At 69.8% G+C, this 25790-nt stretch carries 25 protein-coding genes and 1 pseudogene; 18 read left to right on the top strand and 8 right to left on the bottom strand.

The features are described from left to right. Window position 1: 1 nt before the first annotated feature. From AB0I42_RS29710 to AB0I42_RS29700, 3 genes are read right to left on the bottom strand one after another with little or no spacing between them, the layout of a single operon-like run. The gene (locus AB0I42_RS29710; RefSeq protein WP_357542390.1) at window positions 2–799 is read right to left on the bottom strand and encodes an ABC-2 family transporter protein; all 798 of its coding nucleotides are present in this window, start codon (window positions 797–799) and stop codon (window positions 2–4) included. A gap of 3 nt (window positions 800–802) precedes the next feature. After that, window positions 803–1576 (bottom strand): ABC-2 family transporter protein, encoded by a 774-nt coding sequence (locus tag AB0I42_RS29705; RefSeq protein WP_357542389.1) that lies wholly within the window; start codon window positions 1574–1576, stop codon window positions 803–805. Beyond that, the gene (locus AB0I42_RS29700) at window positions 1573–2586 is read right to left on the bottom strand and encodes an ATP-binding cassette domain-containing protein (protein ID WP_357542388.1); all 1014 of its coding nucleotides are present in this window, start codon (window positions 2584–2586) and stop codon (window positions 1573–1575) included. The genes AB0I42_RS29705 and AB0I42_RS29700 overlap by 4 nt, the downstream gene beginning before the upstream one ends. A 119-nt stretch (window positions 2587–2705) precedes the next feature. Between AB0I42_RS29700 and AB0I42_RS29695 the strand changes: the two genes are divergently transcribed. The 14 genes from AB0I42_RS29695 (at window position 2706) to AB0I42_RS29630 (ending at window position 15534) form a co-directional block, all read left to right on the top strand. Further along, the gene (locus AB0I42_RS29695; protein WP_357542387.1) at window positions 2706–3548 is read left to right on the top strand and encodes a MerR family transcriptional regulator; all 843 of its coding nucleotides are present in this window, start codon (window positions 2706–2708) and stop codon (window positions 3546–3548) included. Between the two features lie 75 nt (window positions 3549–3623). After that, window positions 3624–4811, top strand: a complete 1188-nt coding sequence (locus tag AB0I42_RS29690) for a HAMP domain-containing sensor histidine kinase (RefSeq protein ID WP_357542385.1) — start codon at window positions 3624–3626, stop codon at window positions 4809–4811. 170 nt (window positions 4812–4981) lie between these two features. Beyond that, window positions 4982–5575 carry a DUF2087 domain-containing protein gene (locus AB0I42_RS29685; RefSeq protein WP_357542383.1) on the top strand — a complete coding sequence of 198 codons (594 nt, stop codon included), beginning with the start codon at window positions 4982–4984 and terminating at the stop codon, window positions 5573–5575. Between the two features lie 153 nt (window positions 5576–5728). Further along, entirely contained in the window at window positions 5729–6997 is a 1269-nt protein-coding gene (locus AB0I42_RS29680) for an IS701 family transposase (protein ID WP_357542381.1), read from the top strand. Window positions 6998–7434: 437 nt separating this feature from the next. After that, window positions 7435–7629, top strand: a complete 195-nt coding sequence (locus AB0I42_RS29675) for a hypothetical protein (protein WP_357542379.1) — start codon at window positions 7435–7437, stop codon at window positions 7627–7629. Between the two features lie 148 nt (window positions 7630–7777). Then, window positions 7778–8947 carry a 3-deoxy-7-phosphoheptulonate synthase gene (locus tag AB0I42_RS29670; protein ID WP_357542377.1) on the top strand — a complete coding sequence of 390 codons (1170 nt, stop codon included), beginning with the start codon at window positions 7778–7780 and terminating at the stop codon, window positions 8945–8947. 25 nt (window positions 8948–8972) lie between these two features. Then, on the top strand, window positions 8973–9596 hold the full coding sequence (locus AB0I42_RS29665; RefSeq protein ID WP_357542375.1) for an isochorismatase family protein: 624 nt from the start codon (window positions 8973–8975) through the stop codon (window positions 9594–9596). Then, a complete protein-coding gene (locus tag AB0I42_RS29660; protein ID WP_357542373.1) occupies window positions 9593–11497 on the top strand; it encodes an anthranilate synthase family protein in 1905 nt (634 codons plus the stop codon). Before AB0I42_RS29665 ends, AB0I42_RS29660 begins: the two co-directional genes overlap by 4 nt. After that, complete coding sequence (locus AB0I42_RS29655; RefSeq protein ID WP_357542371.1) at window positions 11494–11838, top strand: hypothetical protein; 345 nt, start codon at window positions 11494–11496, stop codon at window positions 11836–11838. Before AB0I42_RS29660 ends, AB0I42_RS29655 begins: the two co-directional genes overlap by 4 nt. Further along, window positions 11838–12455, top strand: coding sequence for a phenazine biosynthesis FMN-dependent oxidase PhzG (gene phzG / locus AB0I42_RS29650; protein ID WP_357542369.1), 618 nt, complete (start codon window positions 11838–11840; stop codon window positions 12453–12455). Before AB0I42_RS29655 ends, phzG begins: the two co-directional genes overlap by 1 nt. Window positions 12456–12568: 113 nt before the next feature. Next, window positions 12569–13060 carry a PhzA/PhzB family protein gene (locus AB0I42_RS29645; protein ID WP_357542367.1) on the top strand — a complete coding sequence of 164 codons (492 nt, stop codon included), beginning with the start codon at window positions 12569–12571 and terminating at the stop codon, window positions 13058–13060. A gap of 34 nt (window positions 13061–13094) precedes the next feature. Further along, the gene (locus AB0I42_RS29640) at window positions 13095–13226 is read left to right on the top strand and encodes a hypothetical protein (RefSeq protein ID WP_357542365.1); all 132 of its coding nucleotides are present in this window, start codon (window positions 13095–13097) and stop codon (window positions 13224–13226) included. A 39-nt stretch (window positions 13227–13265) separates the two neighbouring features. Further along, a complete protein-coding gene (locus AB0I42_RS29635) occupies window positions 13266–14096 on the top strand; it encodes a PhzF family phenazine biosynthesis isomerase (protein ID WP_357542363.1) in 831 nt (276 codons plus the stop codon). 451 nt (window positions 14097–14547) lie between these two features. After that, on the top strand, window positions 14548–15534 hold the full coding sequence (locus AB0I42_RS29630) for a methyltransferase (protein ID WP_357542361.1): 987 nt from the start codon (window positions 14548–14550) through the stop codon (window positions 15532–15534). A gap of 208 nt (window positions 15535–15742) precedes the next feature. Here AB0I42_RS29630 and AB0I42_RS29625 read toward each other — a convergent pair whose 3' ends face one another. Further along, window positions 15743–16687, bottom strand: a complete 945-nt coding sequence (locus AB0I42_RS29625; protein ID WP_357542359.1) for an SDR family oxidoreductase — start codon at window positions 16685–16687, stop codon at window positions 15743–15745. Window positions 16688–16897: 210 nt separating this feature from the next. On the opposite strand from AB0I42_RS29625, the pseudogene AB0I42_RS29620 reads away from it, so the two are divergent. Continuing rightward, window positions 16898–17307, top strand: a pseudogene (locus AB0I42_RS29620) (hypothetical protein). A 77-nt stretch (window positions 17308–17384) separates the two neighbouring features. On the opposite strand, the gene AB0I42_RS29615 reads toward AB0I42_RS29620, so the two are convergent. Beyond that, window positions 17385–18089, bottom strand: a complete 705-nt coding sequence (locus AB0I42_RS29615; protein WP_357542357.1) for a VOC family protein — start codon at window positions 18087–18089, stop codon at window positions 17385–17387. Window positions 18090–18297: 208 nt separating this feature from the next. Between AB0I42_RS29615 and AB0I42_RS29610 the strand changes: the two genes are divergently transcribed. Further along, window positions 18298–19170, top strand: a complete 873-nt coding sequence (locus AB0I42_RS29610; protein WP_357542355.1) for a GNAT family N-acetyltransferase — start codon at window positions 18298–18300, stop codon at window positions 19168–19170. 169 nt (window positions 19171–19339) lie between these two features. Here AB0I42_RS29610 and katG read toward each other — a convergent pair whose 3' ends face one another. Next, a complete protein-coding gene (gene katG / locus AB0I42_RS29605; RefSeq protein ID WP_357542353.1) occupies window positions 19340–21616 on the bottom strand; it encodes a catalase/peroxidase HPI in 2277 nt (758 codons plus the stop codon). Between the two features lie 22 nt (window positions 21617–21638). After that, on the bottom strand, window positions 21639–22067 hold the full coding sequence (locus AB0I42_RS29600; RefSeq protein WP_357542351.1) for a Fur family transcriptional regulator: 429 nt from the start codon (window positions 22065–22067) through the stop codon (window positions 21639–21641). A 308-nt stretch (window positions 22068–22375) separates the two neighbouring features. On the opposite strand from AB0I42_RS29600, the gene AB0I42_RS29595 reads away from it, so the two are divergent. Further along, window positions 22376–22759: a hypothetical protein gene (locus tag AB0I42_RS29595; RefSeq protein ID WP_357542349.1), complete on the top strand. Its 384-nt coding sequence runs from the start codon at window positions 22376–22378 to the stop codon at window positions 22757–22759. Window positions 22760–22857: 98 nt separating this feature from the next. Next, complete coding sequence (locus tag AB0I42_RS29590) at window positions 22858–24780, top strand: hypothetical protein (RefSeq protein ID WP_357542347.1); 1923 nt, start codon at window positions 22858–22860, stop codon at window positions 24778–24780. Window positions 24781–24814: 34 nt separating this feature from the next. Here the strand turns inward: AB0I42_RS29590 and AB0I42_RS29585 are convergent, their stop codons facing one another. Then, the gene (locus tag AB0I42_RS29585) at window positions 24815–25591 is read right to left on the bottom strand and encodes a M23 family metallopeptidase (RefSeq protein WP_357542345.1); all 777 of its coding nucleotides are present in this window, start codon (window positions 25589–25591) and stop codon (window positions 24815–24817) included. Window positions 25592–25790 lie beyond the last annotated feature (199 nt).

Raw genomic sequence — 25790 nt, 5'->3', positions numbered from 1 at the left:
GTCAACTGGTCGCCCCGACGTACCGCCGCAACCCGGCCCGCCACGCCGCCGACGCGGCCAGGACCGCTGTCGTGGCGGTGGCGGCCGCCGCCGCCACCGTGGTCCAGTCCGGGGACCGCAGCAACGCCGAAGCCGGGAACGCGGCGACGAGCATGAGCGGCAGGACGTAGGAGAGCAGGAACCGTAACGGTCGGGCGTAGATGTCCGGTGGATAGCGGCCGAACTGCCACGCGGTGCCGTAGATGCTCTGCAGATCGAGTTTGGGCGCCCAGAACGCGATGCAGCCGATCAGTGTCCCGACGGCCCAGGTGGCGGCCGTCCCGAGGAGGAGCAGCAGCAGCCAGACGGCGACCGCCACCGGCTCCGGAGCCCGGCCGGTCATGCCGACCCCGACTCCGACGACGCCGAGTCCGAGCAGGACGTGGATGCACGACAACGGCGCCGCCGTACCCAACGTGGCGAGGAACAGACCGGGCGCCGGCGCCAGCAGGTGATGGTCGAGCCGTCCCTCCCGGATGCCACGGTTCGCGAGCAGCGACAGATTCGGGTCCACGAACGCCGCCTTGACACCGGTCAGCAGCTCGAAGGTGCCGACCAGCACGAACGTCTCCGGTCGCGTCCATCCGCCGAGATGGTCGGTGCGGCCAAATATGATCAACACGGCGGCGAGCGTGGACGCCAACGAGATACCGGACATCATGACGTCGAAGTGCAGGTCCACCCGGAACGCCAACGTCCTGCGCAGCGACATCGAAAAGCCGATGCCCAGCAGGCGGACCATCTTGACCAGCACGCGCACGGGTCACGCCCCGACGGCGGTGAACCGTCGTACGCCCGCACGCCAGGCCACGACGGCGACACCGGCGAACACCGCGCTCCAGGCCAGCTGGACGAGGTACGCCACGGCGAGGGCCGAGCCGTGCACCGATCCGGTCGCGACGTCGGCGGGCAGGCCCAGCATCGCGTAGAACGGCAGGGCACCGACGACGGGTTGCCAGGCGTCCGGTAGCTGCCAGACGGGGGCGGCACCGCCACCGAGAAGAAAGATCATCATTCCTCCCAACGTCACCAGCGCATGTACGCGCCCGGTCCAGAACGCGGCCAGCGCGAGCAGCCAGGTCCACAGGAATCGCAGCACCGCGGCGCCGACGAGCAGCGGGACCGCCGCCGCCAGCGCCGTCCAGTCGTACGAGACGCCGACCGCCAGCGCGGTCACGAGGGTGAGCGGCAGCCCGAAGATGCCGAGCCAGATCCGGATCGCCACGTTCTCGCCGATGGGCGCGACGATGACGGGTTGCGGCCGGAGCAGGTCGTGGCTGATCTTGCCCTCGTAGATCGCCTCGGAGAACGTGTGGTTCTCGTACGAGGCGGTCAGCAGCTGCACGGCGACCAGCGCGACGAAGTAGCCGGCGACCGCCGGGTCGCCCGGAAGCACCGCGGACCACACGACCAGCCCGAGCAGGGGGCCGACCGCCTCGCTGGCCACCAGGGTCACGGTGAACCACCAGGCGCCGGACCAGTCGAGGAACTGGTTGCGGATCCGCAGGAGGACCAGGCGCCGCAGCCGGCGGGTCATACGCCGTCCCGGTAGGCGCGATCGACCACGTCCTCCAGCGTGGGCTCCTCGACCGCCAGGTCCGCCATCTCGAACGTGGCGAGCAGGACCGACGTCACCCTCGCCACGTCGGCGCGGGCCACCCGCAGCGTCCAGCTCATGCCGGAGGTCGACACGACCTCGGCGATCTCGGCGAGGACCTCCGTGGTCGCGTCCGCCGCGCTGATCCGGACCAGCTTGTACGGGGACAGCCGGGCCGACAGCTGCCCGAGCGGACCGTCGTACCGCACGCTGCCGTGGTCGATCAGCATCAGGCGACGGCAGGTGGCTTCGACGTCGGCCATGTAGTGGCTGGTGAGCAGGATCGTCGCCCCGGTCTGTGTCGCGTAGGAGGCGAGGAACCGACGGATCGTGGTCGCCGCCGACACGTCCAGGCCCAGCGTCGGTTCGTCGAGGAACAGCACCTTCGGCCGGTACGAGAGGGACAGTGCGAGTCCGGCCCGCATCTTCTCGCCCAGGCTCAGCGCACGCAGCTGCCGTTCGAGCAACGGGCCGAGTGCGAGCAGTTCGCAGAGCTCGTCGAGGTTTCGGCGGAAGTCGGCGGCCGGAACCTCGTAGAGCACGCGCTGGTATTGCAGGGCGTCGAGGAGCGTCAACTCCTGGGAGCCGCCGGTGGGCTGGCTACCGCGGACAAGCGCGATCTGCTTCAGGAACGGGGTCCTGCGTTGCCACGGCGTGAAGCCGAGCACCCGCACCTCACCCGCCGTCGGATGCAGCAGTCCCGACATGATCTTCATGGTGGTCGTCTTCCCCGCCCCGTTGGGGCCGACGAATCCGACGACCTCGCCACTGGAGATCCGGAACGACGCGTCACGCACCGCGTGGACATCCCGGTAACGCCGCCGGACCACCGACCGCAGGGCGGACATCAATCCGGCCTGCCGGACCGGCACCCGGTAGGTCATGGACAGATCCTCGACAACAACCGACGACACCCGTCGGACCTCCTGTTCGACAACGACCAGGAACATCGACGATATCATTCAAGTACCGTTTGATACTTTTACCGAATGACCACAATGACAATCCACTTAAACAGCGGTCCGGTCACCGGTTCGAGCGAATGAAACCCTCAATTGGCGAATCCAGAATGCGCGGCGTCGACCTGGCCCGCTCGGCGGGGTTGTCCGTGCAGCAGATCCGCAATTACGTCGACGTCGGACTCCTCCCGCCGGCCGAACGCGCCGCCAACGGTTACCGCGTCTTCACCGGCCGGCACGCGCGGGCGCTGACGGTCGCGCGGATCCTGCTCGACGGATACGGCTGGCACACCACAATCGCCGTGCTGAGCGCCGTACACAGTGGTGACACCGCCGGCGCGCTGGCCGCCGTCGACCGCGGGCACGCCGAACTCGATCACGAACGCGCCGCGGCGGAGGCACTGCTCAGGACGTTCGACCAGGAGCCACCGGCGGTGCTGCGGACGTCCAGACCGCTACGCATCGGGGACACCGCCGCGATCGCCGGCGTACGGCCGTCGGCGCTGCGGGTGTGGGAGGAACTCGGCCTTCTCGCACCGGCGCGTGAACCGTCGACCGGATACCGCCTCTACGACCGGGAGCAACTCGTCCGGGCCCGGGTCATCGCGATGCTACGCGGTTCCGGCTATCCGCTGCCGGCCGCGAAGGCCGTCATGGACGCCATGGACCAGGGCGACTCGACCCGTACCCGGACGGCCCTGGAGGCCCGCCTGCGGAACCTGGACGAGCTGAGCTGGCGCCGTCTCCGGGCGGCGTCGGCGCTGTTCGCCTACCTCGAGGGAGAAGGTCTCCGGCCGGATGCCCCGGACCGGGCCGGGCGCGGTCGCGACGGGCCGATTCAACCCCCGCCCACGAAGTCGTCCGAAGCCGCCGACCTGGCGATCTCCACGGTGCGTGCCCCGGTCGCCGAGAACGGGTCGACCGCGTCCCGGAGGCGCGGATTCCAGGCATAGACGAACAGCGAACTGGGTGACAGGTTCCAGGCCGTCCATTCGCTCCACAACGCCGACCACCGGGCGGCATCCCGCGTGAACAGTTCGTCGCGTCGGCGGTGTGGTGCGTCCAGATCGAGAATCCGCATCTGGTTCAGCCCGGACGACTTCGGCCTCACCGCCGCCGCCCCGCCGGCCGGGCAGCGGCTACGCGAATGCGCGTTCCAGACCCGGCAGGCGCAGCTGCGCCCGTACGTGGCACCGGCCGCGCTCCTGTTCGTGACCGATCCGGCCTCGGCCGCCCCACCGCCCGCGTTCGACCTCTCCCCCGCCAACGCGGCCCGGATCGTCGCCGTGACCGCGGCCGTGCTGGCCGCCGCCGTGCTGATCACGATCGTGGCCGGGCGACGGCTGGTCCGGCCACTGACCCGGCTCACCGAGGCCGCGGCCCACACCGGCGGGTTCCCGGTCGTCGCGGTCGACCGCCGGGACGAGATCGGCCACCTCGCCGCCGCCCTGAACGACCTCGACGCCCGCCGGATCGCGGTGAAGCGGCGCCGACGCGAGATGGTCGGCGACGTCGCGCACGAACTGCGCACGCCGCTGACCAACATCCGCAGCTGGCTGGAGGCGGCCCAGGACGGGCTGGCCCTGATCGATCGGACCCTGGTCGACCTGCTCCTCGAGGAGGCGGTGCTGCTTCAGCGGGTCATCGACGACCTGCGCGACCTGGCCGCCGCGGACGCCGGCGACCTGCGGCTGCACATGGTCGCCTGCGACATGCACGAGGTGCTGAGACAGGTCGCCGATTCCCATCGCGGAACGGCCGCGCACGCCGGGGTCACGCTGTCCCTTCCGGACGGGCCACCGGCGTACGTCGCGGCCGATCCGGACCGGCTGCGACAGATCATCGGGAATCTCGTCTCCAACGCCATCCGGCACACTCCCCCGGGCGGTGTCGTCACCCTGCGGCCCGTCCCACACGGCGCCGAGGTGGCGGACACCGGAACGGGAATCGCGCCGAAGGATCTGCCACGCGTCTTCGACCGATTCTGGCGAGCCGACGCCTCCCGCAGCCGTACCACCGGCGGCAGCGGACTCGGACTGGCCATCGCCCGGAAGCTGGCGCAGGCCCACGCCGGCGATCTCAGGGTGAGCAGCACGCCCGGTGCCGGCGCGGTGTTCACCCTGACGCTTCCACCGACAGACGGCAGCAGGAGGATGCTCGTCGCACCCGCCGAACGCCCGACCAACCACAGGGGACGAAACAAGCAAGCGCCCTGACCGTCGTATCGGCAGGTCAGACCATTGGCGGTCTTCGCGCTCGAAGGACCTTCCGACCCGTACGGGCCGCGGTGACCCCGCCCTGGGGCTCACCGTGGAGGGCGGTCGCGCTGCCCCGCCCGGTATGAAACGTGGTCGCCGGCCGTGGTGAGGCCGGGCAGAATGACCGGATGTCCGCCGAAGCCGCGCACGCCGCGGAGGTCCTCGCCCAGCTGTCCGACCCCGGGCGTCTGCGGGCGCTGGCCGAACTCGTCCGCCGGGGCAAGGACGGCACGACCGTCGCCGAACTGGCGCACGCCCTCGACGTCCCGGTGCCGAAGGCCGGGCACGCGCTCGCCCGGCTCAAGGCGATCGGCGTGGTGACCGGCACCGGGACCGGCGCCTACCGGGCCCGGCTCGACGCCCTGCGCGAGGCCGCCGCGGACCTGGACCGTCAGCAGCCCATCAGCCGCCTGCTCGTGGTGTATCCGGAGGTGCGCAACCTTTTCTCGCACGGCCGGCTGACCACCTTCCCACCGCCCCTGTCGGAGCGGTGGGAGCTGCTGTCCGAGATGCTCACCCGCTTCCTCGACCTCGACGGCCCGTGCGCCGAGGAGGAGATCAACCGGCGGCTGTCCGCGGTCACCGACGACGTGGCCGGCGCCCGGCGGATGCTGGTCGACGCCGGCTGGCTGGAACGCGACCGGGCCGGCACCACCTACGGCACCTCGCGCACCCTGCCCACCCGCGAGGACACCGTTACGCCGCCCACCGCGACGGTGTAGGCGCCCCGAGGCAGGCCGTGTCCACCGCGGCCGGCATGTCCCTGGAAAACCTCGTCCACCTCAACGCCTACGCCATCGATACAGATAAACTGATCACGCACTACGGCGCGCTGGCGTCACGTCTGGGCGCCGCCGGGGTGGCACTTTCGCGGGATGGCTGGTCTGATGTCGGGCTGGGAGCTGCGGCTACGGGAGCTGACGGGCAAGGTGGGGCACTTGTTCGCCCGGCCGGAGCCTCGAGAGGTGTTCCATGATCTGATCGAGGGACTGCTGTCGGACCTGGACAGGAAGAACTGCTGGACCCTGGCCCAGCGGGCCGGGCACACCCAGCCGGGCCGGATGCAGGCGTTGCTGTCGCGGGGCGCGTGGAGCGCCGACGCTCTTGAGGCCGAGGTCCGCGCCTATGTGGTGGAGCGTCTCGGTGATCCGAACGGGGTTCTGATCATCGACGAGACCCAGCTGCCGAAGAAGGGTGACAAGTCGGTGGGGGTGGCCCCGCAGTACTGCGCCGCCACCAATCGGATCGAGAACTGCCAGGTCGCGGTCATGCTGTCGTACGCCGGCCGGGCCGGGCACGCGTACATCGGTCGTCGCCTTCATCTGCCGACACAGTGGACCGACGATCCGGGGCGCTGCCGCGAGGCCGGCATTCCGGTGGGTGTCGGGTTCGCCACGAAACACGACCAGGCCGTCGAGCTGTTGACCGAGGCGGCCGACGCGGCCGTCCCGTTCGGGTGGGTCACCATGGCCGACGGGTACGGGCAGCATCCGCGGGTCCGCAACTGGTGTGCGCAGCGGTCATTGCCGTACGTGGTAGCCGTGTCGGCAGCCCTGCCGCTGACGCAGATCAGCGTCGCACCCGGAAACGTCCCGGTGACCCGTGTCGACCAGTTGCTCACCCGGATCGCCGACAGCGCCTGGCAGCCCCGAACCCGCGTGCGGGGCGGTGAAGACGATCGCTCCTACGACTGGGCGTTGATCAGATTCGACGGAAACCTGCGGGTCGGCGATGAGATCCCCGCCGACGGGTTCACGCACACCCTGCTGGTACGGCGCTCGGTCGGCGATCCGGGCGAAGTCACGTATTTCCTCGCCCACGCCCGCCACCGCGCGTCCGCGCCTGTCCTGCGGCGCATCGCGGAGACCCCACAGAGGATCAAGGAGGGTGACGGGCGAGGCAAGGGCCTCATCGGCATCGACCAGCATCAGGTCCGCACATGGACCGCCTGGCATCACACCGTCACCGCATGCATGTTCGCCCACGCGTTTCGCGCGGCTCTGCACGCAGAAGCCGCGACCGTCCTCGACATCACGGCGGATGCCGAGCTGACGAGCCCGGACGGGCAGGCCTTCAACAGCCGGCAGGCCCGGGTGACCGAGCCTTCCCCTGCCCACCCACGCGACCATCGCCGACTTGCGTGATCCGCTCGCACAGACCGTGCAACTGCCTGCGATTTAGGCGGATTGTCGACACTGCGCATACAGGAAAAGCGCCCAGAAGCCATTCGAGCCGTGAAGATCCGCAACTGTAGGAACCCGAGCCACATGGCGCCGGGGCGCGGACCCCACGCTGGGGCAGAACTTTCCGGAACCGCGTTCCCGCAGGTGGGAGTCGCCATGCGGGCATTAGGCTTCGACTCTCTACCAAATAAAGGAAGACATTGACACTCGTCATAGCTCTCCGGACCTTGACACGAGCCGGTTACGCGCTGTTATATGAATCCCGTAACGAGATCGGGATGGCAAACAGGGCGGCACTGGATAAACGTGCCGCATTCACCTGACTGCCATCTCCAGTTCAGGGAAGATGTCATGAACCAAGTCACCCGCACGTTCGCGGTCGGCATCATCACGCGCAGATGTCGCCGGCCACGAGCGGCTCGACTGCCATCACGACCCCGGCCGACACCCTCGCAAAAGGCGCCGCCAACCCGGAGGCGCTGCTCAAACTATTGAGCGAAAGGATCGCCGCCAAGGACCGGGACGGGATCGTCGCCCTCCAGGATCCCGAAGCAGCGATCGTCGACCGGGACGGTTCAGAAACGCACTGGTAATTTCGGCGACATCGTTCGTGAACAACCGAACGGTATGCGGCATTACATCCATGCCACCTTGATGGACCGGCCGGAGGCCATCGCCGGCGGGCCACCCCATTGATGCGCGAATAACGAGTTGCCGGCATGTTCGTGGTTTGGAGAAAAGTTGAACGCCACCTCGCTCGAGGTTTCGCACCCCCTGGCTGCGCGGCAGCAGCCTGAATGGGACGACCCGGCACAGGTCGAGCACGTCCGGGCGGTGCTGGCGACCCTTCCCCCACTCGTCGAGGTCGAATCCCTGAGCAGGCTCCGAGGGTTGCTCGCCGGAGTTTCCGCCGGCCAGGCGCAGGTGGTGCAGGCGGGTGACTGCGCGGAGGACCCCGCCGAACGCACCGCGGGCGACGTGGAACGGAAGACCCGGCTCCTCAACGTGCTCGCCGGCGTCATGAGCGCTGTCACGCACCAGCCCGTGGTACGGGTGGGCCGGATCGCGGGCCAGTACGCCAAGCCCCGGTCGGCGCGCACCGAGTGGGTCGACGGCGTCGAGATCCCGGTGTACCGAGGGCACATGGTGAACGGCCCCGAGCCGGACCCACAGGTGCGGCGGCCCGATCCACTACGCATGTTGGCGGGATACTGGGCGGCGAGCCAACTCATGGGCCACCTCGCCCCGACGCCGGAGGCGCGGATCGAGCCGGCTGTGTGGACCAGTCACGAGGCTCTGCTGCTCGACTACGAGATCCCGATGCTACGCCGGGACCGGCAGGGTCGGGCCGCGCTCACTTCCACCCATTGGCCGTGGATCGGTGAACGCACCCGCGAGGTCGAGGGAGCGCACGTCTCGCTACTCGCGAATGTCATCAACCCCGTTGCGTGCAAGATCGGGCCGCGTACAACGGTCGCCGACCTGCTCGCGTTGTGTACGCGACTGGATCCGGAACGGGAACCGGGCCGGCTCACCCTGATCGCTCGGATGGGCGCTGACGCGGCCATGGATCTGCTACCCCCACTGGTCCGCGCCGTGCGTGCCGCTGGACACCCGGCGATCTGGCTGGTCGACCCGATGCACGGCAACACCGTGACCACCGCCGAGGGACGCAAGACCCGAGTCGTGGAGGCGATCATCCGGGAGGTCACGGCGTTCCAGTACGCGGTTCGCGCAGCCGGCGGAACACCGGGGGGAATACACCTCGAAACCAGCCCCGACGACGTGACCGAATGCGTCGACGTCCACCACGACACCGACCGGATCGACGAGAGATACACGACGCTGTGCGACCCGCGCCTCAACCCTCGCCAGGCGGTAGCGGTGGTCTCGGCCTGGCAGACGCGATGATGTTGAAGCAGGCCGAGGAGACACCGTGCCGGGCATAGCGCCGATCCCCGCCTACCCACTTCCCACGAGCGGTGAGCTGCCCGTCAGCACCGCACAGTGGACCCCCGACCCACGCCGGGCGGTACTACTCGTGCACGACATGCAGCGCTATTTCCTCGCGCCCTTTCCCCCGGCGGTGCGTGACACGCTGGTGCGCCACTGCGTGCGACTGAGGAAGCGCTGCGCCGCGCTCGGGATCCCGGTGTTCTACACCGCGCAGCCCGGTGGCATGACCGAGCAGGAACGCGGCCTGCTGAAGGACATCTGGGGCCCGGGGATGAGCGTCGACCCCCTCGATCGGTCGATCGTCGCCGAGCTCGCACCGCGGCCACCGGACCGGGTGCTCACCAAGTGGCGCTACAGCGCGTTCTTCCGCTCGGACCTGCTGGCACAGATGCGCGAGCAGGACCGCGACCAGCTGATCGTCTGCGGGGTGTACGCACACGTCGGTGTACTGGCGACGGCCCTCGACGCGTTCACCAACGATATCCAGTCGTTCCTGGTCGCCGACGCTCTCGGCGACTTCTCCGCCGACTATCACCGGCTGGCCCTCGACTACGCGGCCACCCGCTGTTCGGTGGTCACCACCACCGGGGAGGTCTTCGCATGAAGCCGCAGCGGTTGCTTGAGCACGTGCTGAGACCCGATCCGGGCGCCTTCGCCCTGCTGCACCGCCCGGAGACCCTGGGCCCGGACCGGTTGGAGATCCTGCTGGGCCGGGTCAGCACCCCGGCCCGGCTCGCTGACATCCCGCTGGCCGACCAGGCCGGACGGCCCGGCGAGGCTCGTCAGGAGGCGCTGGTCCTGGTGCCTCACCGGCAGATCACCGAGCGCGGCTTCGCCGCCACCGCGGACGGCTCACCGCTGCTCGCGATGTCGGTGACGGACCAGGGCCAGATCTCCACCACCGAGGCGCTGAGACACCTCCCGGACGAGCCGATCGCCCTGACCGGCGGACGGTTCGACACCGAGGACGACGCCTACGCTGACATCGTTCGCGCGGTCCTCGACAACGAGATAGGCGCCGGAGAGGGCTCGAACTTCGTCATCAAACGCACGTTCGTCACCACCATCACCGGCTACTCCACGCGCAGCGCGCTGAGCCTGTTCCGTCGGCTACTCACCCGGGAGACCGGTACCTACTGGACGTTCCTCGTGCACACCGGCACCCGGACCTTCGTCGGCGCCACACCGGAGCGCCACGTCAGCCTGCGAAACGGCGTCGCGGCGATGACCCCGATCAGCGGTACCTACCGTTACCCGCCGACGGGGCCGGTCCTGTCGGAGGTCATGGATTTCCTCGCCGACGGCAAAGAGACCGACGAGTTGTACATGGTCCTGGACGAGGAACTGAAGATGATGGCCCGGGTCTGCCAGGGCGGTGGCCGGGTGGTGGGTCCGTTCCTGCGGGAGATGGCCTGGCTCGCGCACACCGAGTACGTCATCGAGGGGCGCAGCGACCTCGATCCCCGGGACATCCTGCGGGAGACGATGTTCGCGCCCACCGTGACCGGCAGTCCGCTGGAGAACGCCTGCCGGGTGATCGCCCGCTACGAGCCGCGCGGCCGCGGGTACTACGGCGGCGTCGCGGCCCTCATCGGCCGTGACGCCGATGGCGCGCGGACGATGGACTCCGCCATTCTCATCCGCACCGCCGACATCAGCACCTCGGAGCTCGATGACAGCGCTCGCGTCGAGGTCGGGGTCGGGGCAACCCTGGTCCGGCACTCCGACCCCGCCGCCGAGGTCGCCGAAACCCGCACCAAGGCCGCCGGCCTGCTCTCGGCGCTCGGTGCCAACGAGCGTCTCAACGGGAACCCGCGGATCCGCGAGGCGCTGGGCAGGCGCAACGCGACGATCGCGCGTTTCTGGCTCAGCGACGCCGGCTCGCGAGCACAGCCACACCCGGCGCTGAGCGGCCGCCGGGCGCTGATCATCGATGCCGAGGACACCTTCAGCTCGATGCTGGCCCACCAACTGCGGGCCATCGGGCTGACGGTGCGACTCGACCGCTTCGACGCGCCCCACCGCTTCGACGACCACGATCTTGTCGTCCTGGGCCCCGGTCCCGGCGACCCGCGGGACGCCGATGAGCCGAGGATGGCCCACCTCACGTCGGCGATCGAGCACCTGCTGTCCCGGCGCATCCCGTTCCTTGCGGTGTGCCTGAGCCACCAGTTGCTGTGCCGGCGCCTCGGTCTCCGGCTGAGGCGCCGGACGGTCCCGAACCAGGGCACCCAGCGCGAGATCGACCTGTTCGGCTCGCGGGAACAGGTGGGCTTCTACAACTCCTACGAGGCCTACGGACGAGCCGAGCAGTTGGAGTGTCCTGGCATCGGCGAGGTGAAGGCCAGCCTGGACGCCGGCACGGGCGAGGTGCATGCCCTACGTGGGCCGCACTTTGCTTCGGTGCAGTTCCACCTTGAGTCGGTACTCACCCGCGACGGCGAACGCGTTCTGGGTGAGCTGCTGGCGCCGCTGACGCAGACCGAGGAGGTACTGAACGTATGAAAGCAAGCATTTCCTGGTGGGACCTGTCCGGGTCCGGCCAGACCATCGACTCCCTGCGCGTCTACCTGCGAGAAGAGGGCGTGCAGCCGTGGGAGCGGATCCACGGACTGCGTTTGAAGTTCTGGATCTCCGACCGGCAGGCCAACCGCTGGGGTGCGGTGACGCTGTGGGAGTCCACAGCTGACCTGACGGCGCCGATGCCCCCGAACCGGGCCACCGAGCTCATCGGACACCCGCCGAATCACCGGATGGAGACCGACGTCGAGGCCATCATCGAAGGTGTCCACTCCGGCGGGTTGCTCGACCGCGGCCTGGCCTTCGAGCCGGTGAAGAAGTCGTAGTGAGCACATCTACCCACCCCCTGAGCACCGATGAGTTCTCCATCCCGCCCGCCGAACCGATGGGCCTGCTCCGGGCCTGGTTCGACCGCGCGGTCGCGGACGGCGTCCGTGAGCCGGGTGCGCTGGCGCTGGCCTCCGCAGATGCCCGTGGCCACGCTTCCAACCGGATCGTGCAGGTCCTCAAGGTCCGCGACACGGGTCTGGTGTTCGCCACGCACGCCAACAGCCGCAAGGGCCGGGACCTGGCCGAGAACGGCTGGGCCTCCGGCGTCTTCTACTGGCGCGAGGCCGGCCGCCAGGTGATCGTGACCGGTCCGGCCTATGCGTTGCCCAACGAGGAAGCTGATGCCTTGTGGGCCGCCCGGCCGGTCAGCACGCACCCGATGTCGGTGGCTTCACACCAGAGCGCACCCCTGTTGGACGAGGACGAACTGAGGAGACGGGCCGAAGAACTGGCCCGTGCTGGCTTGCCGCTGCCTCGCCCGACCGCCTGGCTGGGTTATCTGCTCGAACCCGGATCCGTCGAGTTCTGGCAGGCCGACCCCGGCCGCCTGCACCAGAGGCTGCTGTACGAACGCGACGGAACGGGCTGGCGTACCGGCCGGCTGCAGCCCTGACCGCGCCCCGGGACAGCGCACCATCTCCTGGCTCCAACTCCGGCTCCGACACCGAACGCCGGACGATAACCAGCACACCGATCCACGCATTCACGAGCCGAAAGGATCCAGAATTGACGACGAACCACACCCAGTCCGAGGCGTTCGCCACCGACCTCGACCTGAGAGACCGCAACCGTGCCGTCGTCGCGGACTACATGAGCCGCAAGGGCGAGAACCGCTTGACGCGATACCTGCTCTTCACCGAGGACGGCAGCGCCGGCCTGTGGACAAGCGATACCGGCAAACCGGTCGCCTCCCAGGGCCACGAGAAACTCAAGGCGCACGGCGAATGGTCACTGCGGATGTTCCCCGACTGGGAATGGAAGAACGTGGAGATCTTCGACACGCAGGACCCCAACAGGTTCTGGGTCGAGTGTGACGGAGAAGGCCAGATCCTTTATCCCGACTACCCGCCCGGCTACTACAGGAACCACTTCATCCATTCTTTTCTGCTCGAGAACGGAAAGATCAAGCAGAACCGCGAGTTCATGAACCCGTTCCAGCAGTTGCGTGCACTGGGGATCGAGGTGCCAGTGATCAGGCGTGGCGGGATCCCTACCTGAAAGCCGCCCAATCACCTACCCAAGAAGTGAAGGCATGTCGCTGCTCTGGACGGTCGACCCGGCGAAGAACACCGAACTGAGCGTCGCTGTCTTCGCCGGCCTGCCGGTGCGCACCGGCCGCGGCAACACCGGAGGCAGGCATACCACCCTGCCCGACACCCACTGACCTTCGAGAAGGGGACCTATGGGTACGTACGAGTACGTCGTGGCCGACGTCTTCACCGAAGTTCCGCTGGAAGGTAACCCGGTCGCGGTCTTCGTGGATCCCGCCGATCTCTCTCCCGAGCGCATGCAGCAGATCGCGCAGGAGATGCACCTGTCGGAGACCGTTTTCGTCCTGCCGGCGGAAGACGACGGTGACGTGCGGGTCCGGATCTTCACCCCGGTGAACGAGCTGCCGTTCGCCGGGCACCCGACCCTGGGCACTGCCATTGTGCTCGGCGAGTCGAACCCGGCGCCGAGGATCCGGATGGAGACCGCCATGGGCACCGTGGCGTTCGATCTCGAGCGTGCCGGCGGCGGCCGGGCCGGTACGGCCAGCATGTGGCAACCCATCCCCACGTGGGAGCCCTACGACCGCGCGGACGAGTTGCTCGCCGGTCTCGGCCTGGCGGCGTCCGCCTGCACCCTGCCGGTGGAGGTCTACCGAAACGGGCCGCGACACGTGTTCGTCGGCCTGGGTAGCGTGGCCACGCTCTCCGCTGTGGAGCCGGACCAACGGATTCTCGCCAGGCTGCCCGACATGGCCGCCAACTGCTTCGCGGGATCGGGCACGCGATGGAGACTGCGGATGTTCTCGCCCGCCTATGGCGTGGTGGAGGACGCGGCCACCGGCTCGGCCGCCGGTTCGCTCGCGGTGCACCTGGCCCGGCACGGTCTGATCCCTTTCGGGGAATGGATCGAGATCCGTCAAGGCGTCGAGATCGGCCGTCCTTCGACAATGCGGGCTCGGGCCACGGGAACTCCGGAACGGATCGAGTCGGTCCAGGTGGCGGGGTCCGCCGTCGTCGTCGCCCGGGGAACGCTGTACGCATAGTGCATTCCCGCACCACGCTTCGTGGGGCGGACGTAGTCCTTACCCACCAGCACATCCGGCGGGTACCGCTGCTCCAGGACTCCATCAGGCGTGCGGTGCGGGTAGCCTCCGGCAGCCCGATCAACTGGACCGTCTGCTCCGCGGCGGCGGCAGCCACCAACGCCGTAGGGTCGGCCAGCCCGACGCGTGCGTCAGCAGTCGTCACGCGATGACCCTTCTTGCGCGGATTGGCAGCTCACGACGAAGCCCTACGACAATCGTCGTCCAACCCTGCACCCAGACAGTGTCACCAGGTGTTCACAGTAGACGGTCGGATTACTTGTCGGGTTCACCCCGGGCGGTGAGACCCTTCCGCCGGCGCTCGCCATTGCGATACAGTGATGAACGTTGATACCAGCTATTGCGGGGCGGAATGACAGTCGACTTGCAGGCCACTCGAGACGTAATCGAAATGATCACCGGCGGCTGGCGGGCACAGGCCCTCTACACCGCGGTCAAACTCGGGTTGCCGGATCACATCAAGGCCGGCCGCACCACTCGCGGCGAACTGGCCAAATCAACCGGGGCAGATGAAGATGGCATTCACCGCCTGATGCGCCTTCTGGTGGCCATGGGCGTATTCGAGGGCAATGAGTCGACCGGCTACAGGAACACCGACGTAAGCGCAGCACTGCTCGACGGCCCTCAGTCCCTGCGCGGCATGTGCCTGCTCTACGGCGAGGAGTTCTACTCCGCCTGGGGGCACGCCCATAACGCGATTAGCACGGTCAGTTCGGGCTTCGAGGCCGCCTACGGCCGACCGTTCTACGAATACCTCGGTGAGGACGCGGCCACCGCCCGGCGATTCCAGCACACCTTGAACGCCGCAAGCATGTTCTTCCACCAGGTACCCGAGATCTTCGACTTCTCCGGCAAGATGGTCGTGGACGTGGGTGGCGGAGGCGGCCAACTGCTCGCCACGATCCTCGGCGCCACACCGGATGCCAGGGGCACGCTCTTCGACCGCGAACACATGCTGCCCCAGGCGGGTGAGCATCTAGCCGCCGCCGTCGGACTCGACCGTGTCGAACTGGTCGGGGGCGACATGTTCACCGGCGTCCCCCAGGGCGGGGACGTCTACATCCTCTGTCGGGTTCTGGCCGGCTGGGACGACGATGCGGTCGTCAAGGTCTTCGAGAACTGCCGTCGCGCCATGGTCGACTCCTCGTCGCGACTGCTGCTCCTCGACCGTTTCGTCGACGATGAGGCCCCCACCGTCCTGCCCGCGCTGTGGGATCTGCACCTGCTGATGACCACCGGCGGCGGGCACCGCACCGTTGACCGGATCACCGCGCTGCTGAACCGGGCCGGCCTGGAGATCGAACGGAGGGCCGAGCTGCCCATGGAGACGGTCGCCTTGATCGCGGCGCCACGCCCGGGGCTCCGGCAGGAGTCGTGACGGTGCGCCCATGAGAGCGGCAAGGCTGAGGTAGCCGCGGGTGGAGTGCCGACCTCCGGTGCGGTATCCCCCCGACCCAGTTCAGGGTTCATCCCTGGCCTGGGCAGTGGTGACAGCCCGGGACGTGTAGCGGCCGAGGGTGGCGACGGGGTCGCGCCGACCACGAGGACCCGTGTGGCTTTTCGGGAGAGGTCGGGCGACCGGTTGGTCAGACCGTGACGAACGACGTCCTGGTGAGCTGCTCGGACACCTGCCAGACGCGCTGGGCCTCCTCGGTGCTACGCAGCGGCGTGTACATCCGCTGCTCGGCCGGCGGACCGCCCAGGTTGCCGGGGCCGCTGGGCCCGTAGAGCACACCGGGCTTGGCACCCGGGTCGGCCGCGGCCATGAGCGCGGGCAACTTCGCGGTCTCGACGGTGCCCGCCAGGATGCCGCGAGCGGACATCGCCCGGATCAGGCGTATCGCGGGGGTATCCTGGCTGCGGCCGAGCTCGGGGCGGGCGGCCAGGAGGCTGGTGGGGGCAACCCCGGGGTGCGAGAGGTTGCTGGTGATGCCCCAACCGTGCGCCCTGCTGCGGCGGTCCAACTCCAGGCCGAACAACCCGAACGCGATCTTCGACTGGCTGTAGGCACGCATGCCGTCGTACGAACGTTCCCAGTTCAGATCGTCCCAGTTGATACGGCCACGACGCGCGGCGACACTGACCTGCGAGGTCACCCGGGCACCGCCGGCGCGCAACAGCGGGAGCAGCCGGGCGACCAGCGCGAAGTGGCCGAGGTGGTTGGTGCCGAACTGCAGTTCGAACCCGTCGGCCGTGGTCTGCCGGTTCGGCGGTCGCATCACGCCCGCGTTGTTGATCAGAATGTGGATCGGGCTGCCCTCCCCGCGCAGGGCGTCGGCCAGGGCCGCGACCGACTCCAGCGAGGACAGGTCGAGGCTGCGCAACGAGACCTTCGCCCCGGGCACGGCCTGCCGGACCGTGCTGATCGCGGCCTCGCCCTTGCCCGGATTACGGACGGGCAGGATCACCTCGGCGCCGGCCGCGGCCAGCCGTACGGCCATCCCTAGCCCCATCCCGTCGCTCGCGCCGGTGACGACGGCGCGCTTCCCGGACAGGCCGGGGAGGGTGATGTCGATCGGTTTACGTGGCATCGGCTCTGCTCCCTCTTCTGGATGTCCGGCTCCCCGGGCTACCCCGTCGATCGTCTGCCGAATGCGCTGCGGTAACCACGGCCTCCCGATCACAGGCTCACCAGGTCACCCCACACCCCGCCCTCAGGGGCACCTCCATGGAGCCGGGCAGTCGCCACGGACTCACGAAGGAGAAGGCCGGGCGGATTCGCGCGTGGCGACAGCCCGCCGATGGGCCGCGCTGCCCTCGCGATAGAACAGGTGCTGGACGCCCTGGCCCGCACCCTGGGACTCGATCCCGAGGAGATGGCGCACCTGCACCTGCTGGCCCGGAACAGCCGCGGCCCCGTCCACAGGGGAACCCGGGAGACCGTACGGCCGAGCCTGCTGCGCCTGATGGACGGCTGGCTGCACACCCCCGCGCTGATCATTGACCGCAGAATGGACGTGTTGGCCGGTAACCGGCTGGGCGTGCGCTGTTCGCCAAGGCGTTCGAGGCGGACGAACCCAATCTCGTCCGGTTCGTCTTCCTCAGCCCCGCAGCTCGTTCCTTCTACCCCCGATGGGCGCAGGTCGCGCAGTCCAGCCTCGGCGCGCTGCGCGCCACCGCAACTGATCGTCTATCAGGCCGAGGCCGGTAGCCACTCGGCCCAGGCCCTGGCACTGCTGGGAACGGTGGCCGCCGAACTGCCCTCGTCAGCACCCGCGCCACGCTAGATCAGTTCCCTTTCACGCAGAACTCGTTGCCGTCCGGATCGGCCAGCATGACCGCGCCGTCCGCACCCACCTCGAGCCGGGTGGCGCCGAGGGAGACCAGCCGGTCGACCTCCGCCTGCTGGTCGCCCTCAACCGGGGCGAGTTCGAAGCGCTGCCGGTTCCACGCCTCCTTCGGGGCCACGGGTGGGCCTCCCCACGCGACCTTCGTGCCGCCGTGCGGTGACTGGACCGCGGTCTCCTGGTCCTGGTCCCACACCAGCGGCCAGCCCAGTGCCTCGCTCCAGAAGTGGCCGACCTCCCGGGTGCCGTCGCAGGCGAGTTCTCCGAGCAGGCCGCATCCGGCGAGGAAGGCGTTGCCCGGCTCGATCACGCAGAACTCGTTGCCCTCGGGGTCGGCCAGGACGATGTGCCCCTCCTCGGGGCGTTGCCCGACGTCGAGGTGGCCGGCGCCGAGCCCCAGCGCCGTCGCCACCATGCGCTCCTGGTCGGCGCGGCTGGCGCTGGTCAGGTGAAGATGCATGCGGTTCAACCCCACCTTCTCCGTGCGGCTCGGAACGAACCGGAGGCTGAGCTGGGTATCGTCGCCGGGCAACAGCGCACCATCCGCGTCCTCGACGACTTCCCGGCCGAGCATGCCGGCCCAGAACCGCGCCAGGCGAGTCGCGTCGTGCGCGTCGATGGTCACCGTCAAGAGTCGCGAGAACATCACCGCACAGTAGACACGGGCCAGCCGCACGACAACTCGCCGACAGTCCGTCTTCCTGCTGTCGCTCCCGGGCGCGGACGGGCTGAAACCGCGTTGACAGCGATACCGGTGGGGACGCCTACTTACTGCCCAACGGCGCCGTCGCGCCGGCCCGGCGTCAGCCGCCAGGGCCGGCCGGCGGGCAATCGGCGGCAGTGAAGGGCATAGGATGATGACGGACCCGGACGTGGACGTGCTGACCTGGAAAGAGTTCGGCGAGGAGCACCTCACCGCGCTGACCGACCTGGCCGAGGCATGCCTGGCCGTCGACGGTGGGCTGCCGCTGTTCACCGGTTCTGCGCTGCTGCGGGCCCGGCTGCTCCAGGCCCGCACCCTCGGCGCCTGGTACGACGGCGGCCTGATCGCGGCCGTGGGTGTCGGCACCGACCGACAGCCGGCCACCAGCACCGGCCTGGTGCATCCGACCTGGCGCGGGCAGGGCGTCGGTAGCCGGTTGCTGAGCTGGGCGGACGAACAGGCCGGCGGTGCCGACCTGCTGTCGACCACCGAGTCGTGGAGCCCGGGGGCGGACGCCCTGTTCACGGCGCGCGGCTTCGAGCGGACCTTCACCGAGTGGGTGCTACGGCACGAGCTCACCGCCCTGCCGGAGGTCACCCACCCCGACGGCGTGGCCACCGGGCCGGTGACGCTGGACTCGGAACTGTTCGCGACCTACCGGGCGTCCTTCGCGGACCGGCCCGGATTCGTCGAGCCGGTGGCCGACGAGTGGCTGGACGAGCTACGGGAGGACGACGCGTACCGGCCGGACCTGTCGCTGATCGCACGCGGTCCCGACGGCACGGCGGTCGGCTTCCTCAACGTCATCGACAACTGGATCGACCAGGTGGGCGTGGTTCCCGCCTGGCGGGGCCGGCGGGTCGGGGCCCACCTGGTGGCGATCGCGCTGCGGTCGCTGGCCGCCGACGGCGCCCGGGAGGCGTGGCTCTGCGTCAACGACGACAACCCGGCCGCCGCCCTCTATCGACGGCTCGGCTTCCAGGACGCCGGACGACGCGCCCGTTACCTGCACCGCCGCGCCTGACCGCCACCACCGGCCCCGACCGGGGCGCTTCCTCCTGCGAAACCGCGCCGGCGTAGCTCCCGCGACCTCGCCAGGTCGGCGTCGCCCCCGGCGATTCAGCGAACCCATGCACGGGCGAGCCCCGGTCGATCCTGGACGGATCGACCGGGGCTCGTCGGGTGCGGTCGGATCAGGCGAGGTCGAACCGGTCGAGTTCCATGACCTTGGTCCAGGCCGCGACGAAGTCCGCCACGAACTTGTCGCGCGCGTCCTCGCTGGCGTAGACCTCCGCAAGGGCCCGCAGCTGGGAGTTGGAGCCGAAGATGAGGTCGACCACGGTCGCGGTCCACTTCACCTCGTCGGTGGCCAGATCCCGGATCTCGTACACGTGCTCGTCGGAGCCCGACGCCTTCCACCGCGTGCCCGGGGAGAGCAGGTTGGTGAAGAAGTCGTTGGTGAGCACACCGGGCCGGTCGGTGAGGACGCCGTGCGCCGTACCGCCGTGGTTGGTCCCGAGGGTGCGCAGGCCGCCGATGAGGACCGTCATCTCGGGCGCGGTCAGGTCGAGCATGTACGCACGGTCGAGGAGCAGCACCTCCGGCTGGGTCTTCTCCCCGGCACGCAGGTAGTTGCGGAACCCGTCGGCGCGCGGTTCGAGGACCCGGAAGGACTCGACGTCCGTCTGCTCCGCGGTGGCGTCGGTGCGTCCCGGGCGGAACGGCACGGTCACCTCGACGCCGGCGTCCCGCGCCGCCTTCTCGACGGCGGCCGAGCCGGCCAGCACGATCAGGTCGGCGAGCGAGATCTTCGCGCCGCCGGCCTCGTTGAACTCGCGCTGGATGCCCTCGAGGGCGCTCAGTACCGTCGCGAGCTGCTCGGGCTGGTTGACCTCCCAGCCGCGCTGCGGCTCGAGACGGATCCGCGCGCCGTTGGCGCCGCCGCGCTTGTCGGTGGAGCGGAAGCTGGCGGCCGAGGCCCAGGCGGTGGAGACCAGCTGGGCGGTCGTGAGGCCGGACTCCAGGACCTTCGCCTTGAGGGCGGCGACGTCGGCGTCACCCACCAGTTCGTGGTCGACGGCCGGCACCGGGTCCTGCCACAGCTGGGTCTCCGGCACCCACGGGCCGAGGAAGCGGCTGACCGGGCCCATGTCGCGGTGCAGCAGCTTGTACCAGGCCTTGGCGAACGCCAGCGCGAACTCGTCCGGGTTCTCCAGGAAGCGGCGCGAGATCTTCTCGTACGCCGGGTCGACGCGCAGCGACAGGTCGGTCGTGAGCATCGTCGGCTTGTGCTTCTTCGACGGGTCGTGGGCGTCCGGGATGATCGCCTCGGCGTCCTTGGCGACCCACTGCTTGGCGCCACCGGGGCTCGTGGTGAGCTCCCACTCGTAGCCGAAGAGGATCTCGAAGAAGCGGTTGCTCCACTGCGTCGGCAGGTCGGTCCACGTCACCTCGAGACCGCTGGTGATCGTGTCCGCGCCCTTGCCGCTGCCGTTGGTGCTCAGCCAGCCCAGGCCCTGCGCCTCCAGCGGGGCGCCCTCGGGCTCGGCACCCACGTGGTCGTCGGCGACGCCGGCGCCGTGGGTCTTGCCGAAGGTGTGGCCGCCGGCGATGAGGGCGACGGTCTCCTCGTCGTTCATCGCCATCCGGGCGAAGGTCTCGCGGATGAAGTGCGCCGCGGCGGCCGGGTCCGCGTTACCGCGCGGGCCCTCCGGGTTGACGTAGATGAGACCCATCTCGGTCGCCCCGACGCCAATCGACATCTCCTTCTCGGAGACGTAGCGCTCGTCGCCGAGCCAGGCGTCCTCCGGGCCCCAGAAGATCTCCTCGGGCTCCCACACGTCCTCGCGGCCGAAGCCGAACCCGAAGGTCTTGAAGCCCATCGACTCCAGGGCGACGTTGCCGGCGAGCACGAGCAGGTCGGCCCAGGAGATCTTCTGGCCGTACTTCTGCTTGACCGGCCAGAGCAGCCGGCGGGCCTTGTCCAGGTTGGCGTTGTCCGGCCAGCTGTTGAGCGGGGCGAACCGCTGGCCACCGTCGCCGGCGCCGCCGCGACCGTCGTGGATGCGGTAGGTGCCCGCGGCGTGCCAGCTCATCCGGATCATCAGGCCGCCGTAGTGACCGAAGTCGGCCGGCCACCAGTCCTGCGAGGTGGTGAGCACCTCGACGATGTCCTGCTTGAGGGCCTCGACGTCGAGCTTGGCGAACTCCCTGGCGTAGCTGAAGTTCTCCCCCAGCGGGTTGCCCTTGGCCGACTGGGCGTGCAGCACCGAGAGGTCGAGCTGGTTGGGCCACCAGTCCCGGTTGGTACGCGGACGCCCGCCGGTCTTCGGGGTCGGCGAGTCGATCGCCGGGTTCTCGCTCTCGCTGCCGTGCGCGGTCACCGAGTCGTGCGCGACCGGGCAGCCGGCGGCCGCCTTCTGGTCCACGCCCTGGGCGCTCGCAGGCGTGTTTTCATGGGTGTCGCTCATCTGTTTCCTTCCGACTGGCCATTCACTGGGAGGTAGGTTCGGTCGCACAGTCGGGGCAGATGCCCCAGTAGACGACCTCCGCCTCGTCGACCGCGAAGCCTTGGTCGTCGGAGGCGGTGAGACAGGGGGCGTGGCCGACAGCGCAGTCGACGTCGGCGATCACGCCGCAGGAACGACACACGACGTGGTGGTGGTTGTCCCCCACCCGGGACTCGTACCGGGCGACCGCGCCGGCGGGCTGGATCCGCCGCACCAGACCGGCGTCGGTGAGCGCCCGCAGCACGTCGTACACCGTCTGGTGGGAGACCGTGGGCTGCTCCGCACGGACCAGGGCGATCACCGTGTCGGTGTCGACGTGCGGGTGGTCGCGCAGCGCCGCGAGCACCGCCAACCGGGGCCGAGTCACGCGCAACGAGACCGCCCGCAGCTGAGCCTCGAAGTCGGACGTCATGCGGCAAACATAGCCCACTCTTCTGGAATCAATCAAGTTTTGCCGGGGCTCGGCTCAGACATTTCCGGCGCCGGTCCGGACGCCCGGGTCACGGCTGACCGGCGCCTCGGGCCGCTACGGCCGCACCGGGCCACTCCAACCTCTCACAACCGCGCGCGACGCGCTCGCCAAGCGGTCGACCGGCAACGCCGGCGTACGGCGAACTCGAACCGGACACACCTTGCCAGCCGGTGAGGAACCGGCCAACGCGCCGCAGAGGCACCTTGGCCGCGATGACGCATGGACCGACGCTCCGATACGGTGGGCCGATGCAGCGGCTCACCGAGGAGACGGTCCTGGCGGTCGGCAGGCTGACGTTGGCCGCAGCCGAACTTGAATATGTCCTCGCGCGGGTTGCCGCCGATCAGGCAGGCGACGATCCCGCCACTCTCTTCGCCGCCCCCGGGGCGTCCCTGCTGGCCGCACGCGGCTCGGTCCAGTTCGCCTCCGCGGACCACCACAACGAGTTCAGCAGGTTGCTCGACTCCGCAGAACTGTATCTGACGCAGAGCCAGCGGGCCGTTCGAGCTATGTGGTCGGAGCGCGGCCGGGTGGACGCGGTGACCATCGACGAGATCACCGGCCTTCTGCTGCGCTGCCGGGACCGGCTCCAGGCACTCGTCGACGAAGCAGCCCGCAGGCCCATCGCATAGTTGCCACCTGAACCCGGCGGTCAGGCATCCGAACAGTCAGCCGGACCGGTCAGCCTCCGTCCACAGCGGACAGGCGCGCCGTTGCTACCGTCGCCGGGATGCACACCTACGGCTCGGACGCGTTCCGTCCGCTGTCCCGCTCGTTCCGGGCGATGTTCGCCGCCGACGGCCGAACCCTGCTGCTCCACAACGGATACGCGCCCGCCCCCGGCACGCTCCTGCAGGCCATGGACACCGACACGGGCGCGATCGTGGCCGGCGACGCGGTCCTCGATTTCGTGCCGGTCGGCGACCTGGTCGTGGCCGCGCCCGCCGACGACCCGTCGACGCTCGGCGTGTACCGGATCCGCGACCTGGCTCGGGTGCGTACCGTGCCCGTCGGTGTGCCCGCCGTCGAAGACGACCGGCTGGCCGTCGGCGGCGGCACGGTGGCGATGCCGGGCCGCAGGTCCGCCAAGCTCGTCGTGCTCGACACCGGCACCTGGCAGGCCCGGCACGTCGACGTTTCGGGAACACCGTTGTGCGCGGCGGTCTCCGACGACGGCGCCATCGTCGTCGTCGGCACCGCCCAGGGCCGGACCGGCAGGGTGCTGGTCGTCGACGCCGTGGCCGGCACCGTCCGGTACGCCCTGAGCGGCCCGCGCGCGGCGGTGGGGTCGGTGGCGGTACGCGGCGATCTCGTGGTCGCGGCCGCCGGCAACCGGCTCCTCGCCTGGCCCCTGCCGCCCGCGACCGGGTCGGCGACCGGCACCCGGCGTTCGACGGCCGTGCCGAAGGCGATCGTGCTCCACACCTTCGAGAAGCACCGGGCCACGGTTCTCGGCGTCACACCCGGCGGGCTCGTTCTCGCCCACGACGGCCACCTGGTCGCCGCCGTCGCCCCGGCGACGGGACAGGTGGTGTGGTCGGAGAAGATGAGCTGGGCGTCGCGGGTCGCCCTCGCCGGCGACCGGCTGATCTGGGCCGGGTACACGGAGGTCGAGGACCGGGACCCGGAATCCGGTACGGTCCGCCGGACCTGGCCCGTACGGGGGCCGGTGCTCGTCCACGCGGTCACGCCGCGACTCGTGGCGTTCGGCTGGGACGCGCGGGTCGGACTGCTCCGCGCACACGGCGGCGCCCCCCGGCCGCCGGCCGGCCACGAGAGCCCGGTGCGGGACGTCTCCTTCGACGGTGACCGGTTCGCCACGGTCGCCGGGGACCGCTGGGCGTACGTGTGGTCACGCGGTCGGGCCGACCCGGTCGCCGTCATCGACGGCGCCCGCCACGACCGGCCGGGTGAGGCGGTCCACCTCGCCGGCGACGACCTCTACACCGGCTTCGGCGGCTGCGTCCAACGGTGGTCGCTGGACGATCCGGCGACGACCGCGGCGCAGAGCGCCCCGTTACGGTACGACGTGACGCTGATCCGACCGCTTGCCGGCGGCGATCTGGTGCTGGCGGCGGTACGCGCGGCCCAGCGGGGCTCCGGCGCGTTGTGCCTGCTCGACGCCACCACCCTGTCCGTCGTGGAGCGGTCGGCGCTGGAGTGGACCGTCCACGCCGCCGACCCGCTCGACGAGCACCGCCTGCTGCTGCGCGGCGACCTCGGCGCCGTCGAGTACGACACCGTCGCGCACCGCCTCGGCCGGTGGCGGACGTACACCGGCCGGCCGTACGCCCGTACCCACCACCTCTACCCGCGCCGGTCGACGCTGGTCGAGATGTGTTCGTACCCGAACAGGCGTGACCCGTCGTGCCGGCACTGGCTCGCCGTGACCGACCTGTCCGACGGCACGGTCCGGCACGACCGCATCGAGACGCCGGAGTTCACCGGATGCGGCGACCTGTCCGCCGAGGGCGTGTTCGCGGCCCCGCACCTCGACGCGATCCGCCTGTGGGACCTCGACGCCGGCAAGATGGTCCACGAACTGCCGACCCCACCACTGGTCCACCGGGTGTGGTGGTTTCCCGACGGCCGGTCCCTGCTCGCCGGCTCCGACAACGGCGCGCTGCACGAGGTGCCCGCGCCCGGGCGGTAGGCCCGCCGCCGGCACTCGGGTGCCGGGGGTGGTGTCAGGCGGGCACCGTCCCGGCGAGGTACGCCTTGATCTGGTCGATCTCCAGCGCGTTGAAGACCTCCGGCTGGTCGGCGGCCTGGTTGGAGTTGATGATCCGCTTGAACAGGTTGTAGTGCGCCATCGACCGCAGCCCGATGACACGGTTCGGGGTGACCAGGTAGCCGGTGCCGCCGGTGCTCCAGATGAGGTACATGAGTCCGTCCTTGGTGAGGATTTCAGGGGGAGTTCCGGGTGCCCCGGCTAACGGGGCTCCGGCGAGAACCGACTCGGGATCGACTCTCCCGCCATTGGGGTGGACGACCTCGAGGTGCAGGTGCGGGCCGGTCGAACGGCCGGTCGAGCCGACGTTGCCGACGTGCTGGCCGGCGGCGACCTGGGTGCCCGTCCCGACCACGGGAGCCGCCCGCATGTGTCCGTAGACGCTCCGCCAGCCGTCGGCGTGGGTGATGGTGACGTTGTGGCCGAGCCCGCTGGCGTTGTAGCTGACGCCGCTCACGGTGCCGGCCGCGATCGAACGGATCGGGTAGCCGAGGATTCCGGAGAAGCTGTAGTCGGTGCCGTTGTGCTGCCTCGTCTCGCCGGTTATCGGGTCTCGGCGGGGCCCGAACGTCGAGGTGATCGGCACCCACCGGTCGAACGGCCGGTTCCATCTCGGTGTGGCGCCGTACGCCGCTTCCGCGAGCCAGGCCTCGGGGATGATGCCGGCGGCGAGCGCCGCGGTGACGAGGCCGAGCAGGTGTCGGCGGTCGAGGCCCGGTCCGTCTTCTTCCAACGGTGTCTCATCGGCTGATCGCATGCGGTCGGTCGCCCTCCGACGGTCGAACGACGGCCTTCAATGGCCTTCAGGATCATGGATGGTAGGGCATCGGACTCCCCCGGTGTCAAGAGTCCTCGGCGTGGCCGGCCGTCGCCCCCGCCGGAGTACGGGGTCAGGTTGAGGTTGGCCGCCGTCCAGGTGCCGTTGCGGTTGC

Origin of the sequence: Polymorphospora sp. NPDC050346 (assembly GCF_040655695.1) — a bacterium.
GTDB lineage: Bacteria > Actinomycetota > Actinomycetes > Mycobacteriales > Micromonosporaceae > Polymorphospora > Polymorphospora lycopeni.
Note: the sequence above shows the minus strand (reverse complement) of the source record. Positions and strands in the feature narration are given on the sequence as shown.